A 24,786-nucleotide genomic window follows, 5' to 3' on the forward strand; every position below is an offset into this window, starting at 1 on the left:
AATAAGCTCCCTCGAGTCAATGTGTAATGTTACGAAATGGGAATTGTGGGCGATCAGCGATTGATGAATAACTTGATTTTTTGGTTTATAAAAAGAATAACAGTAAACACTGTAGACCAAAGCGCACCGTAAACGAACCAAAACTGCCATAAAGGTAAGCCTAAGCTTATTACTTCAAAGCGCGCCCCAGCCCAATAACTTGCTGGCGCAAAAGCCATGCATACTAAAAAGGCCTGCCAAAGCTTTAATTTACTCAAAAAAACCATTGAGGTATTTAAAGAAAGTAATAACGCAGCCCATAAAAAGACGAGCCATAGAGGGAAGGGATAAACTTTAAATTCTAACAAGCCTAACTTTACCGCTATAAATTCTAACAATAGTGCTAAAGGTAGGGCTTTAATTAGAAGTAAGGTGTCTTGTTTTTTTTGTTTTGACAACCAAAACATTAAAACAATAATCAATCCGCTAAAAAGTAGCGAGCCAGCTTCAAGCAGCAAGGATAAAAACCACACTGCTTGAAATAAAACAAAATTAGTAACCGAGCGCAATATCATCGTTATCGCTAACAAAACGTGGTTTACGCGCCATTAAATGCACCGTACTTGTTGCTCTGGCTCTAAACGCGCCTTCGCAATAAGCAAAATAAAATAACCATAAACGATAAAAACGTTCATCAAATTTTGAGCGGTCCAAATCAGGCCAGCTTTTTATAAAACGGCTTCGCCAATCTGCTAATGTTCTTGCGTAGTGTGCACCAATATCATTAACAGTATGAATTACCATGTCGGTATTATTTTTAATCTGCTCACTCATTTCGTTAAGTGATGGCAAGCACCCGCCTGGAAAAATATACTGCTGAATAAAATCAGAGTTTTTTAAGTAATGCTTATAACGCTGATCGCCAATAGTTATGGCTTGTATGAGCATGGCACCATCATCTTTTAACAATTCACCACATTGGGTAAAAAAGCTAGGTAAGTACTCATGGCCTACCGCTTCTATCATTTCGATAGAAACAAGCTTGTCGTACTTTCCTTTCAATTGCCTGTAATCAAGCTTAAGTAATGTAATTTTACTTTCTAGACCAAGTTCTGAAATTTTATTAGCGACATAATCATGTTGCTCATCAGATATGGTTGTTGTTGTTACATGGCAATCGTAATGTGTGGCTGCATATATAGCAAAAGCCCCCCACCCTGTACCAATTTCAATTACTGAATCATTTTTTTGAAGCTCAACTTGCTCACAAATGCGTTTAAGCTTGTATTGCTGAGCCTCTTCAAGTGTCGCTTCTTTTGTAGGATATACAGCACTTGAATAAAGCATTTCATTACTCAAAAATGATTCGTACAAATCATTACCTAAGTCGTAATGAGCAACGATGTTTTTCTTAGAGCCCGATTCAGAATTTTTATTTTTTATGTGATTAAACCGGTGTGCAATATTACTAAAAAATGCGAATTTCTTCTCAAACTCATCAAGTTGCTTCTCATTTATAGCAAATATCTCAATGAAAGAGGTTAAGTTGTCACAAGACCAATGCCCCAAAATATACGCTTCACCAGCGCCGACGCTCCCAGATAATGCAAATGCCTTATACATAGCTTTATCGTTTACTATAATCGTTGCTTTTAGTGCTGAGGATGGGTCACCAAAAACTGTACGCTCGTTTGCATCTACTAAAATAACTTGGCCTGTTTCAATTGACGAAAAGGCTTTAGTCACTAATTTTTTATATATGTTAGTTAACCAGTTTGTGCTTTGTTCGCAGTTTAAGCTCGACACTTTATCCATTGAAATACCTATTAATTGTCCTGACTATCTATGTGCTTTATGGCTTGCCTGAGTGACCTAAAAAAGGAACTCGTTTTATAAACAACTTTAACGCTTGATAATAAATACCTTTGAAAATAGACCATGTCATGGCCGGAAAACGTTTAAATAACTTATTAACTTCTTCTTTAGTAAGTTCTTTACGTTTTAAGCGAAGTGTAGCATCAAATAATAGCTCTTCATTTCGCTTATTTTCAATGTGTATCAATGTTTTATCAGGCGATTGCTTAACATGCCAATGATAGTTCATATCTAGATTCATAAAAGGTGATACGGAAAAAACCTTTTTAAAGTTCACTTTTTTTTCTAAAGGTACTAAATAATAATGACGTTCGTTCCATGGTGTATTACTTACTTCAGCAATCATGTATTTAAAACGGGTGTCGTTATGACCAAAAAAGTAAAAATTAACAGGACTAAAATACACACCAAAACAACGAAGTTGCCCAAGCATGTAAATATGAGTAAAGGTTTCAGTAATACCTAAATTGGCAAGTTGTTCGTGTGCACGCTCAATAAGAGGACGTTTAGCAAGCTGTGAGGTGCCTTTAAGATAATCAGCTTCATTAAACTTTAACGCCTTTAAGCCTGACGTACCTATGTGTTTATGCACACCATTTAGTTGTTGAGGATTATTTAAATCTACCCACATCATATACAGAGGGTAACTAAAGCGATGTTCTTTAACAGCAAAACGGCGATGTTTAACATCGCCTAAATACACTGCACTAGTCAAATTCGACCCCAAGTTGCTTGGCTACATCTACACCACTGTGTACGCCATCTTCATGAAAACCATTGTACCAATAAGCGCCACAAAAATAACTATTGTTGTGTCCGTCAATACTGTGTTTAAGTTTTTGAGCCGCAATAGACTCTTGGTTAAATACAGGGTGGTGATAAGTAAACTCGCGCAAAATTTTACTTTGGCTTATTCCTTCAAGATGGTTAAGCGTTACACAGAACTGTGTATCTGATTGTATACCTTGCAAAATATTCATTTGGTAAGTTACAACAGCAGCTTTATCAGTGTTGTTGTTAAGTAGGTAGTTCCAGCTTGCCCATGCCGCTTTTCTATCTGGTAAAAGGTTTGTATCGGTGTGCAACACCACTGAGTTCTCAGTGTAAGCTATTGCACCCAATACTGACTTTTCTTGCTCAGTAGCATCACCCAGTAGTGCAAGCGCCTGATCTGAATGACAAGCAAATATTACTTTATCAAATTTACTTTGCTCACCATTGGCAAACTCTATTGTTACTTCATCATTTTGCCGCGTAACTGATTTAATATTTGTATTGAGGTTAATTTTGTCGGCAAAACCTCTGATCAGCGGCTTTATATACTGACGAGAGCCTCCTGGTACTACATACCACTGTGGTCTATTGGTTACATCTAAAAGCCCATGATTAAAGAAAAACTTAACAAAAAACTCAACGCCTACGTTTTCCATTTCTTTAATACTGGTAGACCAAATAGCCGCGCCCATAGGAAGAATATAATGGTATTTAAAAAAGTCATTAAACTGGTTATCGTTAAGCAATTGCCCTAATGATTGATCAGACTGGTAATCACCTTTTTCATGCATTGTTTTGCACAGTTTGTTAAACCTAACAATGTCGTACAATAATCGCCAAAACTTAGGTCTAAAAATATTACGACGCTGTGCAAATAAGCTTGTAAACGTATGTCCATTGTATTCAAAACCAGTGGCTTCGTTATGCACACTAAAGCTCATCTGGGTTGTTTGTTTATCAATACCAATGCGCGAAAGTAGCTTTTCGAAATATGGGTAAGTTCGGTCATTAAATACAATAAAGCCAGTATCTATTGCGTATTTGATGCCACACACATCAACATCAACCGTTGCTGTATGGCCACCTATATAATCATTTTTTTCAAATACGGTTACATCGTAATGTTTGTGAAGCAAATGCCCACATGTTAAACCAGATATACCAGTTCCTATTATTGCTATTTTTTTCAACGGGCTAATCCTTTTGCGATTTTAAGCCAAATCGGCAGTGGTAAAATGCGTAAAGCTTTTAATATAAGTGTAAAACGATAAGGGAAATGAACGTCTTTGCGGCGTTTTTGGATACCCTTAATCATGTAGTCAGCTGCTTTTTCAGCCGTAACGGCCATAGGCATCGGAAAATCATTTTTATTAGTAAGTGGCGTTTTTACAAACCCAGGATGAACTAAAGTCACATCAACATCATTTAAATCAACCGCTAAGCTTTTTGCTAAGTAACTTACACCCGCTTTTGATGCGCCATAAGCTTCTGAACGAGGTAGCGCAAGGTAAGTAACACTTGAGCTGACCAAAACAAGTTGGCCGCCTGGATTTATTTTAGGAAGTAACGCCTCAAGGCAATACCCCATAGAAAGTAAGTTAACGTTTATTACACGCTCAAACAACGCGCTATCAAAGTTGCGCGCATCATCTATATATTCACAATTACCAGCGTTTAAAATAACACGGTCAAATTGAGGAAAGCCAATAGTAGACTCTTTTATATCTTGCAGGTTAGTTGCATCAAATTTACATGCTTGGATATTGTCGTATTTAGCAAGCTCGGCAAGCTTATCACTATTACGGCCGCAAGCTATGACAGTGTCTCCTAGCTGTGCATATTTAATTGCTAGCTGCTCGCCAATACCTGATGTAGCACCCGTTATAAGTGTGATCATAATTAACCTGCCCTTTTATCAATTAGCTTTATAACGCTACCAAGTAAAGGAATGTGTTTATATAACAACTCGCCCACATTAAAGTAGTCTCTGTGCTTAATAATTTTGCCATCTTTAAAAATAAGCTTGCTATGACCGTCTACCGAGATAGTTTTACCTGATGACAGCTTTGGATGTGCATAATGCATAGTCCAATAAATAAAAGCATTGTTACCGCTATTAAACGAATCAGTAATATCAAACTGGCAATGCTTAACATTGCTGTATAAGTTAGCAAAGTACCTGCGCAATTCTACAATGCCGTTAATTTCATGCATCGGGTCTATAAACTGTATGTTGTCACAGTAAATATCACTCAATAAATCAAGATTAGTACTATTAAGCTGTTGGTATATTTCAACAAATTTATCTACTGGTAACTGGTTATCCATATCACACCTTAAATGCAGCAAGTGCACGTTCTCGTGCCGCTTTATGATCAACTATTGCTGGCCAGTAACATTCCTTATCTTTGCCTGTTGCGGCTAAATAAGTGTGTGGAAAATGAATGTGTTTATCTGGCACGTTTTCAAGCTCTGGCAAATACTTACGGATAAACTTGCCCGTTGGATCAAAGCGCTCGCTTTGTCTGATAGGATTAAAAACTCTAAAATAAGGCTGAGCATCACAGCCCGTACTTGCAGCCCACTGCCAACCACCATTATTTGAGGCTAAATCGCCATCAATTAAGTGCTGCATGAAAAAGCGTTCACCTTTACGCCAGTCTATTAATAAATGTTTAGTTAAAAAGCTTGCAACAACCATTCGTAAACGATTATGCATCCAACCGGTTTGCTTAAGTTGTAGCATTGCTGCATCCACTAATGGGTAACCTGTACGCCCTTCGCACCATGCTTTAAAATCGCTTTCACTTTTACGCCACACTACAGCATTATACTTTTCGTTGAAGTTATCGCCGCGCGAAAGCTTCGGAAATTCAGCAATTAAATGTCTGTAAAATTCGCGCCAAACAAGCTCGTTAATCCACGTAAACGTTTTACTTTTTGATGTAGTTAAAATATCAGGATAACGCTGCTGAATATTAATAAGCAGTTGCTTTGTGCTTACAATACCTAGTGCTAAATACGGGCTTAAACCCGATGTGCCTTTTACACTGGGAATATCACGCTGGTCGTCGTAACTTGTAAGTTTGTCGCATATAAAATTATCAACTACGGTAGAGAGTGTTTCGTCGTCAACCGGCCACTTATCTGAGCATCCATCACTTTTTAGTAAGTCGCTTTCATCAAATTTTATTGGCTCAGAAGTTAAAGGCCATTGTGGCAAACTAAAGTGTGTATCTTGATACTGCTTTAACCATGCACGTTTAAAGGGAGTAAACACTTTATACATTTCATTACTTTGATTTTTGACAGAGCCTGCAGGTGCAATTAAATCACCTTCGTACAAAGTAAAAGTAATAGAAAGCTCATCGCATTCATGCAAAATTGCTTTATCGCGGTTTACTTCATTAAGCTCATACTCTGTATTAGCAATTACGTGTTTTACATCGTTTGCTTTACAAAAGTTAATCAGCTCGCGCGTACAATCACTAAAGCTAGGCGCTTCAATAATATGTAAAGTAATACCGTAATCAGCAAGTTGTGATTGAAGATAAGTAACTCGGCGCTTGAGTAAGTCAATCTGAATAGGCGCAGCTTGGTGTTGTTGCCACTGCTTTTCAGACACAAAAAAAATGGCGTGTTTAGCGCCATTATTTAGCGCTTGAATTAACGCTTCATTAGAAAAAAGGCGCAAATCGCGCCTAAACCAAAATAATGTATCCATTAAATACCAAATCGTAGTTTTAAATCGTGAGGGTATGGGTTAAAAAACACTTGTTTTTCAAGGTACTCATTCGGATGAACTTTCAAATGATGTTTTAACAAGGTAAGTGGTACATACAATGGCACCAATCCTTCGCGGTATTCGTCTATCGCATCACGAAGTTCTTGTTTTTCAACCTTCGATAAATCATTTTTAAAGTAGCCTTGTAAATGCATTAGGGTGTTGCAATTATTTCTGCGAGAAGCTGGCTTTTTCAGACCCGTCATCAAACCTAAAATATATTCATCCGCAACTGCATTTATATTGTCACCTACGAACGTTCCAAGCAGATTACCCAAATCTCGATAAGCTTGGTAATTGTGAGCCATCAACAAGTACTTATACTGAGAATGAAATTGAGTAAGCTTGTGAACCGTAAGCGGCTCTTGTACTAATTTTTGCCAGTTTTTAAATACGTAAATTCTCATTACAAAGTTTTCACGTAAGTGCATGTCATTTAAACGTCCGTTTTCTTCACATGGCAATAATGGGTTGTGCTTCATTATTTGCTCAGCAAAAAAACCAACGCCTTCAGAAGTATTACCCGTGCCTGCTTCGTTGTATATTTTAATGCGCTCCATGCCGCAGCTTGGACTTTTTGCGCAAAATACAAACCCGCTCAACTCTTTAGCTTGTTCTGTTGCAACTTTTTTACCATACTCGGTAAGTTGTTGGCCTACGTCTCCAGTACCATCTGGGCGACATACTTTAATAGTATCTCCCACTTTAACTTGGCGAATAGTTGGTCGAGGTATTGGTAAACCTACCGCTACCTCCGGACAAAACCGTGTATATTCAACGTGTTTACCTAACTCATCCATACAGAAATTTGACTTTTTATGACCTGTGTCAAATCTAACTTTTTCGCCTGCTAAGCAGGCGCTTATACCTATTTTTATTATATCTGTGTGCATAAATTCTCTTAGTAAATCAAATTACCTATTGGATTTAGTAACTTGCTGAAGCCCTTATTAAAATGTAGCGCACTACTGACAACTGTAAAGCACAAACAACCATCTTTTGTTAAAGGAGTATGTTGGTGACTACCATCTTGCCATATAAAGTCACCTGGGACATATTTTCCTTCTTCATCACTAAACTCGCCATCTAGGAGTAAAGTAACTTCAAAGCCAGTGTGCGTGTGTTCTGGTATTTCACCACCAGCATCAATATGTAACAAGCTAGAACGTAATGGGCCATCATCAAGTGCAATACGAGATCTCGCAAGCTTACCCACTTGGGTAAATTTACTGTGAGAAATACGCGTTAGCGCACGTGGAAGCTGATAGTTATGCTCATTAACTTTAATAGAAACAGGCTCTACTTCATAAACTTCGTCGATAGAATCATCAGATGTGATCATATCAAGCACATTCAATTCAAATTCTTCAAGTAACTCAGGTTGCTCAGCTTGAGGTTTCTCATATTGCGCTGGCTCTTCGCTAAATAATGCGTTTGCATTGCTTGCCTCAATTTTAGCTACTTTAGCTTGGCACACAGGGCACATATCTACATGTATAGAAACGGCTAAACTCAATGATGTAGCAAGTGATGCATCGCAATACTGTGTCAGTAAAGTTTCACTCGGGTGATGTTTAATCATGCTGATCTCCCATTTCATTACGTAATTTTTGCAAGGCCAAACGTAATCGTGATTTTACCGTGCCTACTGGAATATTAAGTTGATGTGCAAGTTGCTCTTGCGACATATCTTGAAAATAAACGCCTCTTACCACTTCGCGTTGAGCAATAGGTAATTTGTCTAAATAACGTTTAATTTGTTTATCTTCTAAATGATCACTGTATTCGTGATGTGTATCTTGTGATTCGTTTAATAACGGCCAAATATCTTCGCTTATGTTTTCTTCTTTATTACTTTTCATTTTACGAAGCATATCGAATGAAGCGTTACGCATAACGGTATAAACCCAAGTAGTAGCCGCACCTTTATCACTGTGATACAAATGTGCTTTACGCCAAACAGATGTTAACGTCTCTTGCACAAGCTCCATTGCTTGAGCTTCAACACCAAATTGCTTAATTCCAAAGCGTTTAATTTTTGGCGCAAAGTATTCAAATAAATAGGAAAATGCTTTTTTATCGCGTGACTGTGCAACATCTATAAGCGCTTGCATGAGTTCTTTACTCGGCGTTTCTGGCATGGCAGTGTACTTACCTGTATTAGGTTCACAACGTGGTGATTGTTGTTGACTTACCATAATAATTTATCCCGTTATTGCTTTAGTATTAAGTAATACGGGCAATAATTAATTTAGGATCATAAAATTTAGGCAAATTCGTTATTAATCACAGTATGGAGGAAATTCAGTAAGTTATCAAAGTTCGTTTCAAACGCAAGTTGCTGTTTTTTCTCAATAGAAATAGGTAGGAGCTCAAGCCAACGGGCTGCAATCCAAGGCAGTTTGTCAAAGTGAGTTTTTTTGTACAGTAAATTAAGTTCCGGATTACTTTTAAACACGTTTAAAAGCGCATCATGCAATAAGTCATGTTCGCCAACTGAGTTGTTAGAATCCTTATACCAATATGGCGTATTACAAGAAGACACCAAACCATGTCGCAGTTCGTCCTCGTCTTGATAAACGTCATTTATTTGAACGCTTTGAGAAGCAAACACATCGATTAATAATACATCGTTGTCGTCTTGGTCAAAATCAATAATATCAACAAGGCAACCTTGCGCGCTTATATTAAATGGCGTGTCGTGCTCAAATGTACAAAGCACAAACCCTGTATTGTTTTTTAATGCGGTTTTAACCATATTTAAATAGCGAGGCTCAAATATGCGTAATCGCGTATAGCCTTCAGGTAACATAAAAATGGGTAATGGAAAAATCGCACGTTTCATAAAGTCTACTTCTTTCAAACACTCTGCCTTTATTTACGTGCGCTTTTGCTAAGTCGATCAGCTTTGTATGAATCGAATTAATTACCAGCTATATAATTGGCTAAAGATTAAACCAACCTCCCATAGCTTTAAACACTTGAACCGAGTAATAAGCGCTAATCATACTGACTACGGGTGCTAACATTAATGCAAACAATCCAAGTTCACTGCTCATCGTTTTAATCCTTTAAATAATTTATTTTACGTTTTTTATACTAGTGTCAGTATTTTTAAGCGTTGTGCTATGTGTTAAAACGGGCTCATCTAATAAACCCTCTAAAACAGTTTTAGCATCAAAATAAAGCGTTTCCTTTAGTGATTTTTCAAGCTCGATTGTGGTTTGCTTTACGTAGCTTGCTACACTTTGAGTTAATATATCAGTTACATCTAGGTCCACTTCTGTTGCATGTACTTGCGCAGAACCTAATACTAATAAACTTGCCATAGCGATTTTAATTGAATGTTTCATAATGGTATTCCTTGTTTGTGTATTGTTTAGACGTAGTTACATACTCAAGGGTTGTGCCAACATAAAAATAAATCGTAAGCAACTGTAATTAAACAATTTTACATGCATCTCTTTAATTTAAAAAATTCATACCTTGTTAATTTAACCATTTAATTTAATTTTTTGACTACTTTTTAGTTAATAAATAAAAGGGTTTAAATGTATTAATACCGTCACACTAAATACATTTAGCGTTTATAAAAACGTCATATCTACCCGCTAAAGTGCACACCACTATAAATAATTCAAAAAGTGCAGTATGACCCTTTCATCACGTCGAAATTTCTTAAAAACCTCAGCAGCAAGCATATTTACCGTCGCAGTATCGAGTGCCATTACAGGTTGTGCTCAAACATTAACAAACAAACCACTATCGGCTATTGAATTTAAACACGGTGTAGCCAGTGGCGATCCGCTCAGTAATGCTTTAATAATTTGGACACGTGCAACTACTTCTCAATCAAATTTTGAAGTTACTGCTGCTTGGGAACTGGCAAGTGACTCTCAATTTAAAAACATCATCCGCAGCGGGCGCGAACAAACAGATAAAAGCAGAGACTTTACAATAAAAATAGATGTGCAAGAACTTGCTCCAAACACAGAGTACTTTTATCGGTTTATGGGTTTAAATACACAAAGCCCAATTGGCCGTGCTAAAACACTACCAATAAATAACATTGAACAAGTAAAAATGGCTGTTGTGTCGTGCTCAAACTATCCTGCTGGGTACTTTAATGCCTACACCGATGCCGCTAAACAAAAAGATTTAGATGTGGTACTGCATTTGGGAGATTACATTTACGAATACCCAATGGGCGGATACGCTACCGAAAATGCTGAAAAAATTGGCCGCCAATTAGCAGCCGATAACAGTAGTGAAATTATTACCCTTAGCGACTATCGTAAGCGCTATGCTATTTACAGAACAGACCAAGGCCTTCAAGCTCTTCACGCTGCAGCGCCTTTTATTGCAATATGGGATGATCACGAAGTTACCAACGATACCTATAAAAGTGGTGCTGAAAATCATACCCCTGATGAAGGTGACTTTTTTAAGCGCCGTGCAGCAGCTATTCAAGCCTATTACGAATGGCTGCCAATTAGGCCGCCAATGGGCGAACAAAGCCCGCAAATATACCGCACCTTCGATTTTGGTAATTTAATAAGCTTACACATGCTAGATACTCGCGTAATAGCACGCGATAAACAACTCGCTTACAGCGACTATAAAAACCTAGAGACCAAACAAATGGATGTTGCTCGCTTTGCCAGTGATTTAAATAATCCAAAAAGGCAGTTACTAGGTAACACACAACTTAACTGGCTTACGAGTGCAATAACTAAATCGAATGCAAAGTGGCAAATATTAGGCCAGCAAGTATTGATGACTAAAATGTGGCTACCTACTGAAATATTCTCGCAATCCGATCGCACCAAAATACCTCAGGTGTTAAAAGAGCTTGTTGCCATTAAAAAAGCCGTGTTAGCAAATAAAGCGGTAACACCCGCGCAACTCGCACGCGTAAATACTTTAATGCCTTACAATTTAGATGCGTGGGATGGTTACCCAAGCGAGCGCGAAGCATTATACAAAAGCGTTACTGCATTAAATAAAAAGTTAGTTGTGGTTGCAGGTGATACGCACAATGCGTGGCATGGCACATTAAAAAATGCAAAAGGCGAAAGCGTAGGAGTAGAGTTTGCAACACCAGGTGTTACATCCCCAGGTATGGAGCATTATTTAGCGCTTAATACGGCACAAGCAAAACAAATGGCAGACTCGCTTTCATTGCTAATAAACGACTTAAACTATTGTGACTTATCACACCGTGGATATATGTTACTGACGATTACTAAAGAGCAAATCACAACCGATTGGCGTTATATAGATAACATAAACTCCCCAAGTTATAACATAGTTAACCAGCATCAAAGTGTTTATAAAGGCTAATACTTTTAAAAAGAAGGTAAATGTATTATTTACCTTCTTCGCATATTTTATAAAACGTGCTTAATTACAACTATAAAGAAGCGTCCACGAAGCATCACTTCCTGGAAGGCTATTTGTATACCAATTTGCGCTGTATGCATTGCCTTGATATTGCATTTTATCGTCGGTGTTATTGTGAGTAAACGGACCACCTGAGTAATCTTTGTTCACCCAATTAAGGTATGCATTAATACCATTACAATCTGTTGAACTTACAACACTGCATCCGTTTGTATCAACACTAGTACCTGCAGGTGTATCTGGGCACTGATCAATATCATCATTCACTCCATCGTTATCCGCATCGCTTTGTGGTTCAACTACTTCAACAACGCAACCTACATTATTAACAGCTTCACCTACTGGTGTATTAGGACATTGATCAACATTATCGCTTATACCATCGGCATCGCTGTCAGTTACTGCACAACCAATACTATCAACCGTTGTACCTGCGGGAGTATTATCGCACTGATCAAGGCTGTCACTTACGCCATCCCCGTCGCTATCTAAATCAACATTGCTACTACCACCACTCCAACCTTGAATGATCTCTTTAACTTTAGAGCCTGACGATGTTAGTGAATTCCAACTACCGCCTGGAGTAAATAACGATGCACCTTCGTTTTTATCGTTTAAAGCCCAATTAGCGTGGCTAATATTGTTTGTTTTAAAAAATGCCATCCATGCATCGGTTTCATTAATATTAACACCACCATTGCCATCAGCATTAACTGTTCCCCACTCTGTGGCGAATAGTGCAATACCGTTATCGAGTGCAGTTTGTGCTTTATTTCGATACGATTGACCATGCGTGCCAGCATAAAAATGCAGAGTGTAAGCAATATTGGCGCGATCAATTGGGTTTTGTGATGCCACATCAACATCTTGCGACCACGTAGGCGTTCCAACCACAATTAAGTTATCAGGATCGATTGCTCTAATTTTATCAATAACTGTTTCTGCGTAAGGCTTAATATCGTTAACCCACGAGATTTGTAACGGCTCGTTATAAATTTCATAAATAACATTGTCGTACTGCCCATATTTGGTAGCTACGTCTTCAAAAAAGCGAACTGCAGTTGCTTGATCGGTATGTGCTTCATGGCTATGAAAATCAATAATAACGTACATATCTTCGCTAATAGCTGCGTTCACAACAGTATCAAGACGGCTCATATTGCCCTCCCAATCAAAGTTCAAACTACCACCGGTACTCGTACCATGGCCAATAGCTGCACGAATTAATGTTGCATTAAATTCAGTTTTTGCCTTTGCTACTGTTTCTGCTGTATAAAATTTTTCAGCGCCCCACCCCGTATTACTCCAAAATAGGCTAGGTCCTGCAAAGCTTGTGTTTTCTCCACCCGCAAGAATTTGGTTCCCACTCACCGTTAACTTCTCAACAGCGGCCTTGGCCATCGTTGAGCACCCTAATAATAAAGCTAACGATAAGCTCGCCACTTTAAAATCCTTTCTTTTATGATTATTTGAACTGTTATTCATCGTATTTCCTTAAATTGAAATTATCAGTCATCATTGCTTGATGTAATAAATTGACACAAAACCAATACTTAACAGTTAAACAAAGTTAATTTGGCGAGCAAAAAGTATCATTTATTAACATTAAATGAATAAAAAGGAACAAGGAGAAGGGTTTTAATTAACTAAGTATCAACAAGTGAGCAATTTAACGAGGTTTGAGGATTTTACTGGGTATATACAGGTATTTACACGATGTTTACATGGTGCAGGCAAAAATCTCGGTTACAAAAAATATGTATAAAAATGGAAAAAGCGGTAATAATTATTACCGCCATCAATAATAGCTAAATATCAGAGTAAATATTAATAAGCCAACCAAACCGAGTTCTGATTAACTGGCTTATTTTTTAGTAGGCAGCGCTTTTCTGCCCAAACGATATGCATCCAGCATACTCAGCACCCAAATTATAATCATTAAAGGTACATACTTATATTCAGCGAGTTGAGCGCAGGCGTCAGAAGGTTGTTGCGCGGCTTTTAAAATGGCCGTAACCGACATGGGTATTTTTCCGTTTACAATTTCATTTGCAGTACACTGTGCAATCGCAAATATATCTTGAAAGGTTAAAATTAAAAGAACAGAGAATACACCCGCAAAAATAGCGCCTATAAGGTGTTTTTTTAAAGAAAAATGCCCCGCTCCAGGATAAACAATGGCGGTAAGTAAAGCAGCTTTTAGATCTTGTTTCATGGTTATTTCAGCTCGTAATATGTATTACACTAGACACCAACATAGTGAATTAATTCTCTTTAAAATCAAGTAAAAGCTAAAGTAGCGTATCAAATAAAGTTATTTAGAATTACTCACAGCTAAGATTGAAACTTTCAGCGTACAGTTGTACATTGAAATTAATTCCAATAGTGGTAGGAACAGTTATGTCGTTAGAAGCGCCTTATTCCCGTAAAGAAGAGAAATTAAACGTAATCAGCCATGCACTCGGTATTATATTTGCCGCATTTGTTATGTGGGATTTATTTAGCCAAGCCACCAGCACTAAAGCGTATATTAGTACTGCAATTTATGGCAGCAGCCTATTTGTGCTGTTTTTGTCATCCACTTTGTACCACGCCAGTATTCAACCGCGCTTAAGAGCCTTTTATAAAAAGTGCGATCACTGCGCCATATACTTATTAATTGCCGGCACCTACACTCCCTTTTTATTAATCTCATTATCCGGTGCTTGGTCATGGGCCACACTTACATTTATTTGGGCGGTGGCACTGGCGGGCGTGGCGTACAAAGTATTTGTAAAAAACGGTAATAAAAAAATATCACTCGCCACCTACTTACTCATGGGCTGGTTTGCACTGGCTATTGTATATCCGCTTTATTCAAGTGTTGATGTAAAAGCACTTTACTGGCTACTTGCCGGCGGTATTTTTTATAGTTTAGGTACATTATTTTACAGCGCTAAAAGTACCCAATTTAGCCACGCAATTTGGCACTTATTTGTTATTGCTGGGTGTGTTTGCCATTATATTTCAATTAGCCATTACGTTTATTGAGCTTGTATAGCCAATTAGAATGGTCTGGTTTGAGCGAGCAGCAGACGGTCATCTTTTTATATCAAATGCATTTAAGATTTCCTGACTTGAATTAACTGTTGTATTGTAAATAGTAATTTTGCTTCTGTATAAGGAGCGATATAAGTATCGTGAGATAAGGTTTACTTAGCTACTTTTTGTTAATGTAAATAAGGTAATAATTAACTTTTAAGGTTGAAGTAATGGAATATAACAATCTATCCAAGCTTGTAAAAAAAGTTCTCAAAACAGATCAAAGTGGTAATACAACAATGCCCTCAAGACGCGAAATGACAAGCAAAATTTTTGCGTTTATTATGCTTATTCCTGGAATTACTAGCATTGTGATGACAGTAACAAGCGAAGGAGGGGAAAGTATTTTCTTCGCTATTTCTGCAAGCTTCTTTTTAAGTATATCAATATTGCTTTTTGGTCGAAAGAGCCGCTTAGAGTTTAACGGGACAGAAAAACAGCTTAATTTAAAAACCGCATTATGGGGTTACTTTCAAAGAAGTAAAATTGTTGTACCGTTTGATACACTATCATTTGAATTAAGTAGTATAGGCGCGCAAGGCCCTTATCAAATTAAGTTCGTTGATCAGTTATATGAATTTAAACAGTATACAGATGCTAAGATGTTCATTTCGTTTTTATATACGAAATATAATACTACTGCAGTTGAAACCATATCGGATTGGCCTAATAAAACACCGATAAGGTTTGCTCAAAGTGAATTATATAACTCACCTCAAGTTACTCATGATACTAAAAAAGCTAATTCAAACTCTCACCTGGAAGATGAAGATTTTAATAGTGAAGATCTTGTTTTCATTGAAATATGGGATCGCAAATCGCTAATAAAACTATCCCTGCCATTTTTTGTTTTTACAGCCATTGCCGGCTTAGTTAAATACGGAGTGCTGTAATGTATTTTAAAGAACTATCTAGTGAGCTAGCTATTTATCGACAACCGAGGTTAACTAGATTATTGCTAGTTTTGTTGTGTGGTTTCTTTTTATTTATCGGGCTAATTAATGTGTTTAATTCTGATGAAGCAAAATCATTACCGATATGGGTATCTGGGTTTATATGCTGGCTAGGGTGGAGTGGTTCGTTTGGTGGCTATGTATGTCGTTTTGATCTCGCAAAACAAACCTTGGAATTAAAGTCGAGTAGTTTATATACTATTTTTAAACGTGTTTATAAATTATCAGATATTAAAGGTTTTAAAGCTATACCTAGAAAAGGCTACACACATGACTATAGATTATATGCAGTGTTAACTGATAATACTCATATTGCTTTCGCAAACTACAAAGGACGAGGGTTTGCAGTTAAGGAGTGTATAAAAATGGCTGAATTTGTCAGTAAGCCTTATCAAATCAATATTGATACAGCTTCATTATGATTTTCTTAGAACAAAGTAGCGTGGATTAACATTTTTTTAGAAACCAATGCCAGACGCTTACTTCAGGTCTGGCATTGGTTCAAACTTAAGCATCGATCTGTTCTGATACTTCTAACGCATCATCAACTTCTATTCCCAAGTACCTGACAGTGCTTTCTAGTTTTCTATGGCCAAGTAGAAGCTGACAGGCTCTTAAATTTTTAGTTTTTTTGTAAATTAGTGATGGTTTAGTACGTCTCATAGAATGAGTGCCATATTGAGTCTTATCTAACCCAATTGAAGTGACCCAAGAATCAACTATACGTCCATATTGACGGGTTGAAAGGTATTCTGAGGAATGAATTCGTGACTTAAACAAGTAATCATAAGAGTTGAGAGTAAATTGCTCTATGAGCGCCACAATTGATTTCCTTGTATTCCCAGTAATTTCAAATTGGACGGGCATACCAGTCTTTTTTTGAACGACTATTGCCCTTGATTGAATTGTTTTACCATGTGCGATGTCGTTAACTTTTAGTGAAACTAAATCACACCCTCTTAGTTTGCTATCTATGGCTAGGTTAAATAGTGCTAGATCTCTTATTTTATGAAAAAGTTCTAGTCGTATTCGGATAGCCCATATTTGCTGTAATTTCAGAGGTAACTTTTGTCCTACAAGCTTATTTTTATTCCAAGGCTCTTTAGGCTGATATATTGTTAACTGGTGCATTAGTTGTACTCCGGTGTTTATGGAGTTTTAAGCTTAGCCCGCTACAAAAGAATTCGGGTATGAGCGATAAGCAGACACTGAAAGTTAAATTTATTCCTACACCTTTGAGTAGGAGCCTAATTTTGTACGATAACATTATTAACCGTCTTTCTGAGACAAATTAACATGCTTGATTCCTAACTGTTTTAATTACATGTTTACAAAGGTAATTATTGGTGAAATTATCAGAGTATGTAATATACGCCATTTTGGTGTGTTATAAACTACCAAAACGGTGTTCAATAAGTTGTTAGCTTTACAAGGATTACAGATGCTTTATCACTATACGAGTCTTGATGGACTAATTGGAATTATCAATGGTAATAGTCTTTGGGCTAGTCACTGTAAATACTTGAATGACTCTACTGAATATATTCATGCTCTAAATGCTCCAATTTCATTGTCTAATGAGATTTATATGGATGATGATTATTTATCACCATTCGGATTTTCTATGCATAAAGCTTTAGATGAGATGAAACATAATGATGTTTATGTTTCATCGTTCAGCGAAAAACCTGATTTATTAAGTCAGTGGAGAGGTTATTGCCCACCAGGAAGAGGCGTATGTATTGGGTTTAAAAGTGAAATTTTAGAGAAGTTTTGTATAGAAAATGGCTTGAATTTGAATAAGTGTATATACAATAGGGAAGAGCAGTTTCAAAAGATGAGCGCGTTGATTCAACAATGCCAAGCTGAATTTCCTAAGCCTTATGTTAGTAGACAAGATTATGATGCTTTTGATAGCAAAGGCAGAGTAGAACATGAGTTAAATTATAAACAATATGTCACAGAAGGTGATGGAAAAAAACAAGCAGATACAGCTTTAAATAATTTGTGTAATTCAATAAACAAATTAGCCCCATTGTTTAAAGACGTTGGCTTTCATGAAGAATCTGAATGGAGAATTACCGCTGAAAACCCTGCCTGTTCAATCAATTTTCGAGCAGGAATTAGTCATTTGATTCCATACATTACATTATCTATTTTAAGTTTCTCTAAAGATGCTATTGGTGAAGTTATTGTTGGTCCTAACGCAAGTTCACATAATTGCGCTAGTTCAGTGTCTATGTTGCTCAAATCAGCTGATTTCAATGATGTTAATGTAAGAACATCAAAAATCCCATTTAAGAGTTGGTAAAGTTAATAAAACCTTAAAGTTGGATCCGTAATAGTTTGCTCGGTTCCACTTCGTTTCACATTTTAGCATACTGTTACTCAACGCTTAAGGCGGCATTAGTTTACTGAGGAAATTATGGAACACTTTGTAGAATTGATTAAAGCTTTAGCATGGCCTTCTGCTGTAATTTGGATTTCTTATATTTTTAGATCTGAAGTCCGCCAACTATTAGGGCGAGTTTCATCTTTTAAGTATAAAGATGTGGAAGCCAGCTTTGGGAAAAGCCTAAGTGAAGCTGAGAAAAGTGCAGAAAGTATCAAAAAGCCTAAAGTTGAAGTATCGGATGCTGACTTAAGCCAGAAAGAGCAATTGCTTCGTATTGCAGATGTTTCACCAAGAGCGGCAGTTGTCGAAGCATGGACACTTATAGAAACTGCTGCAATGAAAAACAGTCTAACATCTGGCGTTGCACTTAAAAGAACTAATCCGAAAATGATTCTAGATAATTTATCTGCATCAGGTAAGTTTTCACCTGAAAGCATTGAGCTAATTAATCAACTAAGACAAATACGCAATAAAGCTAGCCACTTACCAGATTTTGCTATTTCTCAATCAGAAGCCGAGCGCTATTTGGATTTAGCGGTGAAAAGTGCTGCTGTTATTGGTGCAACCGTAAGCTAAGAAGAATTTAAAATCGGACAAAAACAGTGGGCTATGTTTCGTTCCTCAGTAATTTTTAGCCCATTATTTTTGTCCGCTTGAGCTGGGCGCAATATTTACAAAGAGGTTTGATGCAGTTTTTCAACATTAGTCGTTTAAATACAGACTTTGGGAGCTTTCGCATATCAGGTTATTGGTGTTCAGAAAAACCTAAAATTGAAAATATCAACATTAAATCCATCGAAGTTATGGGAACTGATGGTTGGGTTTTGCTCAATAAAACTAGCGTAAGCAACTCTCAATTAATTGATAGTTTACTGCCACTATTTTTGTCACATTTGCTTTCAAAAGACAGTGCTGTTTAAACGTAAATATAACAAGAGTCTAAGGTTACTAACGTCCGCTCATGGCACTGAGCCGAACTTTGGCACAGAGCCATGAGTAGCCACTCAAAACTGTAATGTAAGAAATCAAGATTCTTCCTTTTTTAATTGATTTATCTTCAACCTAGCCTCTGCGGTGTTCGTAAGACTTACCTGTAAAGTGGTCTTCGCCTCATAAAAAAAGCACGGTGCACGCACAGTGATAAAAGATAATAATATTTTGTATTAAACAAACTTACTTGACGTTTTATTGCAATTACCATGAAACCCCAGCTTATTTTTACACTAAAGAAAAGCTAACGTCGAAAAGTACAAAATTTAGTTCGAGTGCCACGCATACTTGCGATAGGTGAAAATTTTATATTTGGCTTCTATAATTTTTCGGGGGGATTAGCATATCACTTAACGACACACTTTAACGTGCTGCTATTTTCTGGCTTAATTATAAGCCCATCAGTGCAGCCATAAACGCACCTTCCCAACTTGATTGGCTAAATGAACGGTGTGTAATATTTTCGGTACTAATATCCACTTTTTACCCGTCATCCGCACTTATATTTTCAACAGTTTAAATATAAACACTTTAAAATAAGTAACATAGCTTAATATTTAAAAAGCACCTCTGTGGCATATCTATTGCTTTTTATAAAGAAGGTGGTGTACGTAAACAGCTAAAAATGTCAATTTTAAAGGAGAGACAAAGTGGGAGCATTACAAGCTAACTATAATATTGCTATTCGTGCTAAATCAGTTAGTCGCTCTTTAGCTTCGACACTTTACAACCACACACGCCTCTTATGTTTTTTACATCACCCAATTCACGCTAAGCAAAGAGAAGTAACAGCATTGCTGTGCTGTCTGAGATTACGCTCTTTGTAATTACATGCAATTAACCGAACTTAAACTTTACGTTGAGGAGACTTTGATATGCCAACTAATCAATTTACTATGCAAGATCCTAGAAGCCAATATCAGATGGGACGTACCGAAAAAGACAGTAATCAACCTGACCCAGGGCTAGATGAAATTTTAAAACCTAAAGCAGATCATGGCGAAGACACCTATGAGGGCCACGACAGGTTAAAAGGCCGTAAAGCTTTGATAACCGGCGGCGACTCTGGGATTGGAAGAGCCGTAGCGATCGCATTTGCAAGAGAAGGTGCGGAAGTTGTTATTAATTACTTACCCAGCGAAGAAACCGATGCGAAAGACACACTCGATATACTAAAAGCCAGCGGTAACAAGGCTTGGGGCATTGCAGGTGACATATCTGATGAAGATTTCTGTAACAGCCTTGTCGCTCAAAGCGTTGAATACTTGGGATCAATTGACATACTAGTTAATAATGCTGGTAAGCAACAATTTGTCGCCGAGTTAGAAGATTTATCTACCGAACAATTTTGCCAAACATATGCAACAAACGTATTTGCTATGTTTTGGATAACAAAGGCCGCAGTAAAGCATATGCCACCCGGGGCAAGTATTATTAACACAACCTCTATCCAATGTTACCAGCCTTCTGCTGGACTTCTTGATTACGCATCAACTAAAGGCGCAATTACTAGCTTTACTAAAAGTTTAGCAAAAATGGTAATAGATAAAGGCATTCGGGTTAATGGTGTTGCTCCAGGGCCAATTTGGACTCCGCTACAACAAAGTGGCGGCCAACCGGCGAAAAAACTTCCCGAATTTGGTGATAACGTGCCACTAGGTAGACCAGGCCAACCTGCCGAGCTAGCCCCAACATATGTATACTTAGCTTCGCAAGAGTCAAGTTACATTACCGCTGAAATAATGGGCGTGACAGGTGGGCAACATCTACCTTAATCATCAACAGATGATTGTTAAACAACATAATAGCGGCGAGTATACGCCGCTTTTATTACCTACTCTTTTTGCATCACATCTAAACAAAATCCACTAAGTATTCGTGAAACTGTGGTTATAAACACCCTAAAAGCCTGAGCTACCCACTGCACTATTTGACTTAGTACGAGGTTAAGTGAGCCTATTTAAGCACGCATAAACAAACTGCTTAAACAACTAGAGCTGATTAAGCAGTCAACTTAGGCTTTATACCTATTTATCAAACTGGTTTTATGCGTCGTCTTTTTTAGCACGTATACCGCGAATGAACTCTTCTAAATAAGGCATAAACTCTAGCACGAGTGATATGAATAGCACTGTTATCAAGTAAGTTATTGGTATTGGTGACTCTTTTAATTGGAGCGTAAATTCAGGTGGAAAGCCCCCTGGAGTAAATAATGCTGTAAATTGCTCCCAGTGCCGCGCAATAATTAATACTAAAGCCAACAGCGGTATCATTTCTAAAAAGCTATGTATATGCTGCTCTATTGGCCCCACTCTACGTTTACTTACCGCGTAAGTTACATCCCACATTGCTGTAAGTTCATGAATAAAAAACAACAAGATACTAATAGCAATAATCAAACTATTAACTTCAAAAATTAAAACAAGAATTAACGGTATACCAACTTCGGCAAACATTAATAGATGAATAAACGACTCTTTTGCACCACTTGTTGTAGAAATATTACTACGTCGATGACAAAACCAATCCGCAATGCCAGCTACAAGCCAAATAGGGATCACAAAGTACATCAAAATAACTAAAGTAGGGTCAGTCATATTTGGTTAGTCCTTAAAATCAAGTTTTTAAAAATTGTCACACTCAAAACTAAATATATACGCTTGGTCATTTCGATAATTAATAACGTACCGATGAGCATAAATCGTGTTCTTCAAACACGTTCTTAGCCACCTTTATTATAGCTTTAAGAATTTTTACTTAGCTGTATATGAGATACCTCTTAAAGCGAACTCTTGAACCACCACGGGTATGCTCATTATTTTCTACGACAGATTGTTACTTCAAGTGGTATGCCAAACTTTTATTTTTAGTGGATTGCATGAAAACGCAGGTATAAGTAGGTGTGGAAGAGTTTTAGACTCACCTCTTTGTATTTTTGATGGCTAGAAAGTAGAAAATATGCCCCTTTTTTGTAACTTTTTCATTTATCGATAATCTAGGTTAGTAAGGAGCTTGTATTGAAGATAAAACTAAATGCTCAAATATCAGGTTATTTATATGTATTGCTAAACTTCATAAATAAAAAAGTGGTCAACATGCTTGGTTTGGTAACAGTGCTTAAATACTATTATTAAGCCATTCCTTGTCTTCTACTGCCATCGGCACTCGCGCATATTCACTTTGTCGTTTTTAAACAATACGCCTTCTGATAATAGCTTTTCACGCTGTTCTTGGTATTTTTCGCTACCTTCAGGGAATGATATTTTACCTTGGCTATTCACTACCCTGTGCCAAGGTATAACCGAGTCGTTTGGCATCATTTTTAATAAGCGCCCAACCAACCGTGAGTTTTGCGGGTAGCCCGCAAGAGCTGCAACTTGCCCGTAGCTTGCTACTTTACCTATTGGTATGCCTGCGATAACAGTATAAATAAGTGTTTCTTTATCAATATCAGCGTTCATTTAAATACGCCTCACTAAGTACTTTAAATTGCTCCCAAATAGTACGCGCTACAGGGCCGTGGTGCACTGCATGTTGTCTAAAGGCTCTAATTTGCGCGCTAAATTTATGCTCTCGGTCAGTTATGTGTATTTCTTGAAGTAAGCCTGCTTTTATTTCAGGAGCGCAGTGTTCTAGGCTCATCATTGCCCAACCTGCGCCTGAAAGTAAAAACGATTTTAAGGTCGATACATCATCAATTTTCATCATGGCGGAGCCTTTTGAGTACGATAGTCTGTCGCTGTCGATACTCAAATCACTTTCAAACATGGCTAAACACGGATACGTTTGTAGTTCGCTATAGGTGAGCCTTTGAGGAAGTACGCCTTTGGCGCTGACAATGCCAATATCGAGCCTGCCTATAGGTACGCTTTCTAAATCGCCTGTTGCATGAAATAAGTCAAACCACGGGCCAATGCCTAATTCGGCTTGCCCACTATTTACTTGCTCTAACGAAATAAAGCGCTTCCCGCTTGTTAAGCTAAATTCGGTGCTGGTAAACAATCTAAAAGTATTACTTATGATCTCGTTGTAACTCTGCGTATGGCAAAGTTGTTCGTAACAAATTCTAAATTGGGGTTCATTTCCGAGTGCCAATTCTTTAGCAAGCTGCGCTAGCTCGTCGTTGGCATGCAGAAGTTGCTGCGCCTCGCGGTGAAAAATTCGCCCTTTTTCAGTAAGCTGTAATCGGTACTTACTTCTGTCTAGCAACTCAAACCCTATTTTTTCTTCTAGATTTTTAATAGCAAGTGTAAGCGCTGGCTGCGTTTTATGTAGCTTTAGTGCTGCCCCGCTTAAGCTTGCGCTTTGCACTATGGCATCTAAAATTATTAATTGATTCAGCTTCATATAGCACTCTGCAACATTATAAGTAAAACTTATTGAGTTTCTAAAATTTTATGATTTTTATTTTATATGTTTGCAGCGTATGCTGCACTTAATTATTTTGCCATCATTGCAACGGAGAAGACATGAAACTCTTTCGTCTATGTTTTTTAACTACGACTTTACTAAGCTTAATAGCCTGTTCTGAGCCAGAACAACAAGTTAAAGAAGAGCCCATTCGCCCTGTTAAATTATTCAACATAGGTCATGATTCTCAAACTAACATTCGCAGCTTTCCTGCTGAGGTTGTTGCAAACCAAGGCTCTTACCTTGCTTTTAGGGTAAATGGAGAACTTATTAAGTTTCCTGTGCTTGCTGGTGAACACGTTGAAAAAGGTGATTTATTAGCAAAACTGGACCCTGAAGATTTTCAGTTGCAGTTTGATGAGCGCAAAGCGCGCTTTGAATTGGCAAAATCACAACTTGGCCGTATTGAGCAATTGTTTGAGAAAAAAATCACTAGCCAATCAGAATTAGATCAAGCCACTGCTAATATGCAAATTGCTGAATCTGCATTTAAAATTGCACAAACAAACCTTGAGTACAGCGAGCTACGCGCGCCATTTTCAGGCACAGTTGCAAAAGTATTTGTTAAAAACTTTGAAAACATTCAAGCCAAACAAAATATATTGCGTTTAGAAACACGCGATTTAATGGATGTAGAAATCCAAGTTCCTGAAAAAATAGTCGCTCGTTTTCAAAAAGGCACTGATTACCACCCTACTGTAAAATTCGATGGCTTTGACGATAAAGAATACACACTTGATATTAAAGAGTGGGATACCCAAGCAGACCCTGCAACACTTACCTATAAAGTTGTGTTTTCGCTACCAGTACCTGAGGACTTTAATTTACTAGCGGGTATGACGGGCAGTGTATTTATTGATTTAAGTAAAGTAACGCGCTCGCAAGTGTCTTACACAATACTGCCAATCGAATCAGTGTTTTCTGAACCTCAAGAGTCTATTAAAGATAACGCCTACGTGTGGCTTTTTGATTCAGAAACTAGCCAAGTACATAAACAAGCAGTAAAAATTGGCCAGCTACACCGCGATGGTATTGAGGTGTTAAGTGGTATTAAAGAAGGCCAAATTGTTGTTTCTGCCGGTGTGCATTCACTAAAAGAAGGCATGAAAGTAAGAGCATGGAATAAAGAGCGAGGCTTATAA

27 protein-coding genes and 1 pseudogene are annotated in these 24,786 nt (G+C 37.5%); 9 read left to right on the plus strand and 19 right to left on the minus strand.

The window, feature by feature from the left end; genetic code table 11:
• Window positions 1-53 precede the first annotated feature (53 nt).
• From H5089_RS13490 to H5089_RS13545, 12 genes are all read right to left on the minus strand, one after another.
• Window positions 54-554: a DUF2878 domain-containing protein gene (locus H5089_RS13490; RefSeq protein ID WP_182712418.1), complete on the minus strand. Its 501-nt coding sequence runs from the start codon at window positions 552-554 to the stop codon at window positions 54-56.
• Window positions 532-1,794, minus strand: coding sequence for a cyclopropane-fatty-acyl-phospholipid synthase family protein (locus H5089_RS13495; RefSeq protein WP_182712419.1), 1,263 nt, complete (start codon window positions 1,792-1,794; stop codon window positions 532-534). Before H5089_RS13495 ends, H5089_RS13490 begins: the two co-directional genes overlap by 23 nt.
• Before the next feature lie 37 nt (window positions 1,795-1,831).
• The gene (locus tag H5089_RS13500) at window positions 1,832-2,569 is read right to left on the minus strand and encodes a DUF1365 domain-containing protein (RefSeq protein ID WP_182712420.1); all 738 of its coding nucleotides are present in this window, start codon (window positions 2,567-2,569) and stop codon (window positions 1,832-1,834) included.
• On the minus strand, window positions 2,562-3,818 hold the full coding sequence (locus H5089_RS13505) for an NAD(P)/FAD-dependent oxidoreductase (RefSeq protein WP_182712421.1): 1,257 nt from the start codon (window positions 3,816-3,818) through the stop codon (window positions 2,562-2,564). Before H5089_RS13505 ends, H5089_RS13500 begins: the two co-directional genes overlap by 8 nt.
• On the minus strand, window positions 3,815-4,525 hold the full coding sequence (locus H5089_RS13510) for an SDR family NAD(P)-dependent oxidoreductase (RefSeq protein WP_182692603.1): 711 nt from the start codon (window positions 4,523-4,525) through the stop codon (window positions 3,815-3,817). Before H5089_RS13510 ends, H5089_RS13505 begins: the two co-directional genes overlap by 4 nt.
• 2 nt (window positions 4,526-4,527) lie before the next feature.
• A complete protein-coding gene (locus H5089_RS13515; RefSeq protein WP_182712422.1) occupies window positions 4,528-4,956 on the minus strand; it encodes a nuclear transport factor 2 family protein in 429 nt (142 codons plus the stop codon).
• A gap of 1 nt (window position 4,957) precedes the next feature.
• Window positions 4,958-6,352, minus strand: a complete 1,395-nt coding sequence (phrB, locus tag H5089_RS13520) for a deoxyribodipyrimidine photo-lyase (RefSeq protein ID WP_182692601.1) — start codon at window positions 6,350-6,352, stop codon at window positions 4,958-4,960.
• On the minus strand, window positions 6,352-7,305 hold the full coding sequence (locus H5089_RS13525) for a DUF523 and DUF1722 domain-containing protein (RefSeq protein ID WP_024606012.1): 954 nt from the start codon (window positions 7,303-7,305) through the stop codon (window positions 6,352-6,354). The genes phrB and H5089_RS13525 overlap by 1 nt, the downstream gene beginning before the upstream one ends.
• Window positions 7,306-7,313: 8 nt before the next feature.
• Complete coding sequence (locus H5089_RS13530; protein WP_002962459.1) at window positions 7,314-7,994, minus strand: ChrR family anti-sigma-E factor; 681 nt, start codon at window positions 7,992-7,994, stop codon at window positions 7,314-7,316.
• The gene (locus H5089_RS13535) at window positions 7,987-8,610 is read right to left on the minus strand and encodes a sigma-70 family RNA polymerase sigma factor (protein WP_002962457.1); all 624 of its coding nucleotides are present in this window, start codon (window positions 8,608-8,610) and stop codon (window positions 7,987-7,989) included. Before H5089_RS13535 ends, H5089_RS13530 begins: the two co-directional genes overlap by 8 nt.
• 68 nt (window positions 8,611-8,678) lie before the next feature.
• A complete protein-coding gene (locus H5089_RS13540; protein ID WP_024596915.1) occupies window positions 8,679-9,257 on the minus strand; it encodes an LON peptidase substrate-binding domain-containing protein in 579 nt (192 codons plus the stop codon).
• A gap of 235 nt (window positions 9,258-9,492) precedes the next feature.
• Window positions 9,493-9,765 carry a hypothetical protein gene (locus H5089_RS13545; RefSeq protein WP_024596914.1) on the minus strand — a complete coding sequence of 91 codons (273 nt, stop codon included), beginning with the start codon at window positions 9,763-9,765 and terminating at the stop codon, window positions 9,493-9,495.
• A gap of 298 nt (window positions 9,766-10,063) precedes the next feature.
• Between H5089_RS13545 and H5089_RS13550 the strand changes: the two genes are divergently transcribed.
• On the plus strand, window positions 10,064-11,755 hold the full coding sequence (locus tag H5089_RS13550; protein WP_182712423.1) for an alkaline phosphatase: 1,692 nt from the start codon (window positions 10,064-10,066) through the stop codon (window positions 11,753-11,755).
• A 60-nt stretch (window positions 11,756-11,815) separates the two neighbouring features.
• Here H5089_RS13550 and H5089_RS13555 read toward each other — a convergent pair whose 3' ends face one another.
• Window positions 11,816-13,300: a cellulase family glycosylhydrolase gene (locus tag H5089_RS13555; RefSeq protein WP_182712424.1), complete on the minus strand. Its 1,485-nt coding sequence runs from the start codon at window positions 13,298-13,300 to the stop codon at window positions 11,816-11,818.
• A 379-nt stretch (window positions 13,301-13,679) separates the two neighbouring features.
• Complete coding sequence (locus tag H5089_RS13560) at window positions 13,680-14,030, minus strand: hypothetical protein (protein WP_182692446.1); 351 nt, start codon at window positions 14,028-14,030, stop codon at window positions 13,680-13,682.
• 185 nt (window positions 14,031-14,215) lie between these two features.
• Here H5089_RS13560 and H5089_RS13565 point away from each other — a divergent pair, with 185 nt between their 5' ends.
• The 3 genes from H5089_RS13565 (at window position 14,216) to H5089_RS13575 (ending at window position 16,271) form a co-directional block, all read left to right on the plus strand.
• On the plus strand, window positions 14,216-14,845 hold the full coding sequence (locus H5089_RS13565; protein WP_182712425.1) for a hemolysin III family protein: 630 nt from the start codon (window positions 14,216-14,218) through the stop codon (window positions 14,843-14,845).
• A gap of 221 nt (window positions 14,846-15,066) precedes the next feature.
• Window positions 15,067-15,789 carry a hypothetical protein gene (locus H5089_RS13570; RefSeq protein WP_010388416.1) on the plus strand — a complete coding sequence of 241 codons (723 nt, stop codon included), beginning with the start codon at window positions 15,067-15,069 and terminating at the stop codon, window positions 15,787-15,789.
• Window positions 15,789-16,271: a hypothetical protein gene (locus H5089_RS13575; protein ID WP_010388418.1), complete on the plus strand. Its 483-nt coding sequence runs from the start codon at window positions 15,789-15,791 to the stop codon at window positions 16,269-16,271. The genes H5089_RS13570 and H5089_RS13575 overlap by 1 nt, the downstream gene beginning before the upstream one ends.
• Before the next feature lie 85 nt (window positions 16,272-16,356).
• Here the strand turns inward: H5089_RS13575 and H5089_RS13580 are convergent, their stop codons facing one another.
• On the minus strand, window positions 16,357-16,980 hold the full coding sequence (locus H5089_RS13580; RefSeq protein WP_182712426.1) for a tyrosine-type recombinase/integrase: 624 nt from the start codon (window positions 16,978-16,980) through the stop codon (window positions 16,357-16,359).
• A gap of 310 nt (window positions 16,981-17,290) precedes the next feature.
• Between H5089_RS13580 and H5089_RS13585 the strand changes: the two genes are divergently transcribed.
• The 3 genes from H5089_RS13585 (at window position 17,291) to H5089_RS13595 (ending at window position 19,164) form a co-directional block, all read left to right on the plus strand.
• Window positions 17,291-18,160 (plus strand): DUF2971 domain-containing protein, encoded by an 870-nt coding sequence (locus tag H5089_RS13585; RefSeq protein WP_182712427.1) that lies wholly within the window; start codon window positions 17,291-17,293, stop codon window positions 18,158-18,160.
• A gap of 114 nt (window positions 18,161-18,274) precedes the next feature.
• Window positions 18,275-18,820 carry a hypothetical protein gene (locus H5089_RS13590; RefSeq protein ID WP_182712428.1) on the plus strand — a complete coding sequence of 182 codons (546 nt, stop codon included), beginning with the start codon at window positions 18,275-18,277 and terminating at the stop codon, window positions 18,818-18,820.
• A gap of 110 nt (window positions 18,821-18,930) precedes the next feature.
• Window positions 18,931-19,164 (plus strand): hypothetical protein, encoded by a 234-nt coding sequence (locus H5089_RS13595; RefSeq protein ID WP_182712429.1) that lies wholly within the window; start codon window positions 18,931-18,933, stop codon window positions 19,162-19,164.
• A gap of 145 nt (window positions 19,165-19,309) precedes the next feature.
• On the opposite strand, the pseudogene H5089_RS20495 reads toward H5089_RS13595, so the two are convergent.
• Window positions 19,310-19,445: pseudogene (locus H5089_RS20495) on the minus strand (Mobile element protein); the annotation flags it as partial.
• A gap of 664 nt (window positions 19,446-20,109) precedes the next feature.
• Here H5089_RS20495 and H5089_RS13600 point away from each other — a divergent pair.
• Window positions 20,110-21,009 (plus strand): SDR family oxidoreductase, encoded by a 900-nt coding sequence (locus H5089_RS13600; RefSeq protein ID WP_182694912.1) that lies wholly within the window; start codon window positions 20,110-20,112, stop codon window positions 21,007-21,009.
• Window positions 21,010-21,279: 270 nt separating this feature from the next.
• On the opposite strand, the gene H5089_RS13605 is transcribed toward H5089_RS13600, so the two are convergent.
• The 3 genes from H5089_RS13605 to H5089_RS13615 form a co-directional block, all read right to left on the minus strand.
• Window positions 21,280-21,831 carry a diguanylate cyclase gene (locus H5089_RS13605; RefSeq protein ID WP_182694913.1) on the minus strand — a complete coding sequence of 184 codons (552 nt, stop codon included), beginning with the start codon at window positions 21,829-21,831 and terminating at the stop codon, window positions 21,280-21,282.
• A 552-nt stretch (window positions 21,832-22,383) separates the two neighbouring features.
• Window positions 22,384-22,695, minus strand: a complete 312-nt coding sequence (locus H5089_RS13610) for an MGMT family protein (protein ID WP_182712430.1) — start codon at window positions 22,693-22,695, stop codon at window positions 22,384-22,386.
• Window positions 22,685-23,581, minus strand: a complete 897-nt coding sequence (locus tag H5089_RS13615) for a LysR family transcriptional regulator (RefSeq protein ID WP_182712431.1) — start codon at window positions 23,579-23,581, stop codon at window positions 22,685-22,687. The genes H5089_RS13610 and H5089_RS13615 overlap by 11 nt, the downstream gene beginning before the upstream one ends.
• Window positions 23,582-23,703: 122 nt before the next feature.
• Between H5089_RS13615 and H5089_RS13620 the strand changes: the two genes are divergently transcribed.
• Window positions 23,704-24,786 (plus strand): efflux RND transporter periplasmic adaptor subunit, encoded by a 1,083-nt coding sequence (locus H5089_RS13620; protein WP_165724062.1) that lies wholly within the window; start codon window positions 23,704-23,706, stop codon window positions 24,784-24,786.

Origin of the sequence: Pseudoalteromonas sp. SR45-1 (assembly GCF_014163655.1) — a bacterium.
Classification (GTDB): Bacteria; Pseudomonadota; Gammaproteobacteria; order Enterobacterales; family Alteromonadaceae; genus Pseudoalteromonas; species Pseudoalteromonas distincta.

Excerpts from the sequence above, each read along its gene's own strand:
- H5089_RS13490 (WP_182712418.1), bottom strand. The coding sequence starts at position 554 with ATGATATTGCGCTCGGTTACTAATTTTGTTTTATTTCAAGCAGTGTGG.
- H5089_RS13495 (WP_182712419.1), bottom strand. The coding sequence starts at position 1,794 with ATGGATAAAGTGTCGAGCTTAAACTGCGAACAAAGCACAAACTGGTTA.
- H5089_RS13510 (WP_182692603.1), bottom strand. The coding sequence starts at position 4,525 with ATGATCACACTTATAACGGGTGCTACATCAGGTATTGGCGAGCAGCTA.
- H5089_RS13515 (WP_182712422.1), bottom strand. The coding sequence starts at position 4,956 with ATGGATAACCAGTTACCAGTAGATAAATTTGTTGAAATATACCAACAG.
- phrB (WP_182692601.1), bottom strand. The coding sequence starts at position 6,352 with ATGGATACATTATTTTGGTTTAGGCGCGATTTGCGCCTTTTTTCTAAT.
- H5089_RS13525 (WP_024606012.1), bottom strand. The coding sequence starts at position 7,305 with ATGCACACAGATATAATAAAAATAGGTATAAGCGCCTGCTTAGCAGGC.
- H5089_RS13530 (WP_002962459.1), bottom strand. The coding sequence starts at position 7,994 with ATGATTAAACATCACCCGAGTGAAACTTTACTGACACAGTATTGCGAT.
- H5089_RS13535 (WP_002962457.1), bottom strand. The coding sequence starts at position 8,610 with ATGGTAAGTCAACAACAATCACCACGTTGTGAACCTAATACAGGTAAG.
- H5089_RS13540 (WP_024596915.1), bottom strand. The coding sequence starts at position 9,257 with ATGAAACGTGCGATTTTTCCATTACCCATTTTTATGTTACCTGAAGGC.
- H5089_RS13545 (WP_024596914.1), bottom strand. The coding sequence starts at position 9,765 with ATGAAACATTCAATTAAAATCGCTATGGCAAGTTTATTAGTATTAGGT.
- H5089_RS13550 (WP_182712423.1), top strand. The coding sequence starts at position 10,064 with ATGACCCTTTCATCACGTCGAAATTTCTTAAAAACCTCAGCAGCAAGC.
- H5089_RS13555 (WP_182712424.1), bottom strand. The coding sequence starts at position 13,300 with ATGAATAACAGTTCAAATAATCATAAAAGAAAGGATTTTAAAGTGGCG.
- H5089_RS13560 (WP_182692446.1), bottom strand. The coding sequence starts at position 14,030 with ATGAAACAAGATCTAAAAGCTGCTTTACTTACCGCCATTGTTTATCCT.
- H5089_RS13565 (WP_182712425.1), top strand. The coding sequence starts at position 14,216 with ATGTCGTTAGAAGCGCCTTATTCCCGTAAAGAAGAGAAATTAAACGTA.
- H5089_RS13570 (WP_010388416.1), top strand. The coding sequence starts at position 15,067 with ATGGAATATAACAATCTATCCAAGCTTGTAAAAAAAGTTCTCAAAACA.
- H5089_RS13575 (WP_010388418.1), top strand. The coding sequence starts at position 15,789 with ATGTATTTTAAAGAACTATCTAGTGAGCTAGCTATTTATCGACAACCG.
- H5089_RS13580 (WP_182712426.1), bottom strand. The coding sequence starts at position 16,980 with ATGCACCAGTTAACAATATATCAGCCTAAAGAGCCTTGGAATAAAAAT.
- H5089_RS13585 (WP_182712427.1), top strand. The coding sequence starts at position 17,291 with ATGCTTTATCACTATACGAGTCTTGATGGACTAATTGGAATTATCAAT.
- H5089_RS13590 (WP_182712428.1), top strand. The coding sequence starts at position 18,275 with ATGGAACACTTTGTAGAATTGATTAAAGCTTTAGCATGGCCTTCTGCT.
- H5089_RS13595 (WP_182712429.1), top strand. The coding sequence starts at position 18,931 with ATGCAGTTTTTCAACATTAGTCGTTTAAATACAGACTTTGGGAGCTTT.
- H5089_RS13600 (WP_182694912.1), top strand. The coding sequence starts at position 20,110 with ATGCCAACTAATCAATTTACTATGCAAGATCCTAGAAGCCAATATCAG.
- H5089_RS13605 (WP_182694913.1), bottom strand. The coding sequence starts at position 21,831 with ATGACTGACCCTACTTTAGTTATTTTGATGTACTTTGTGATCCCTATT.
- H5089_RS13610 (WP_182712430.1), bottom strand. The coding sequence starts at position 22,695 with ATGAACGCTGATATTGATAAAGAAACACTTATTTATACTGTTATCGCA.
- H5089_RS13615 (WP_182712431.1), bottom strand. The coding sequence starts at position 23,581 with ATGAAGCTGAATCAATTAATAATTTTAGATGCCATAGTGCAAAGCGCA.
- H5089_RS13620 (WP_165724062.1), top strand. The coding sequence starts at position 23,704 with ATGAAACTCTTTCGTCTATGTTTTTTAACTACGACTTTACTAAGCTTA.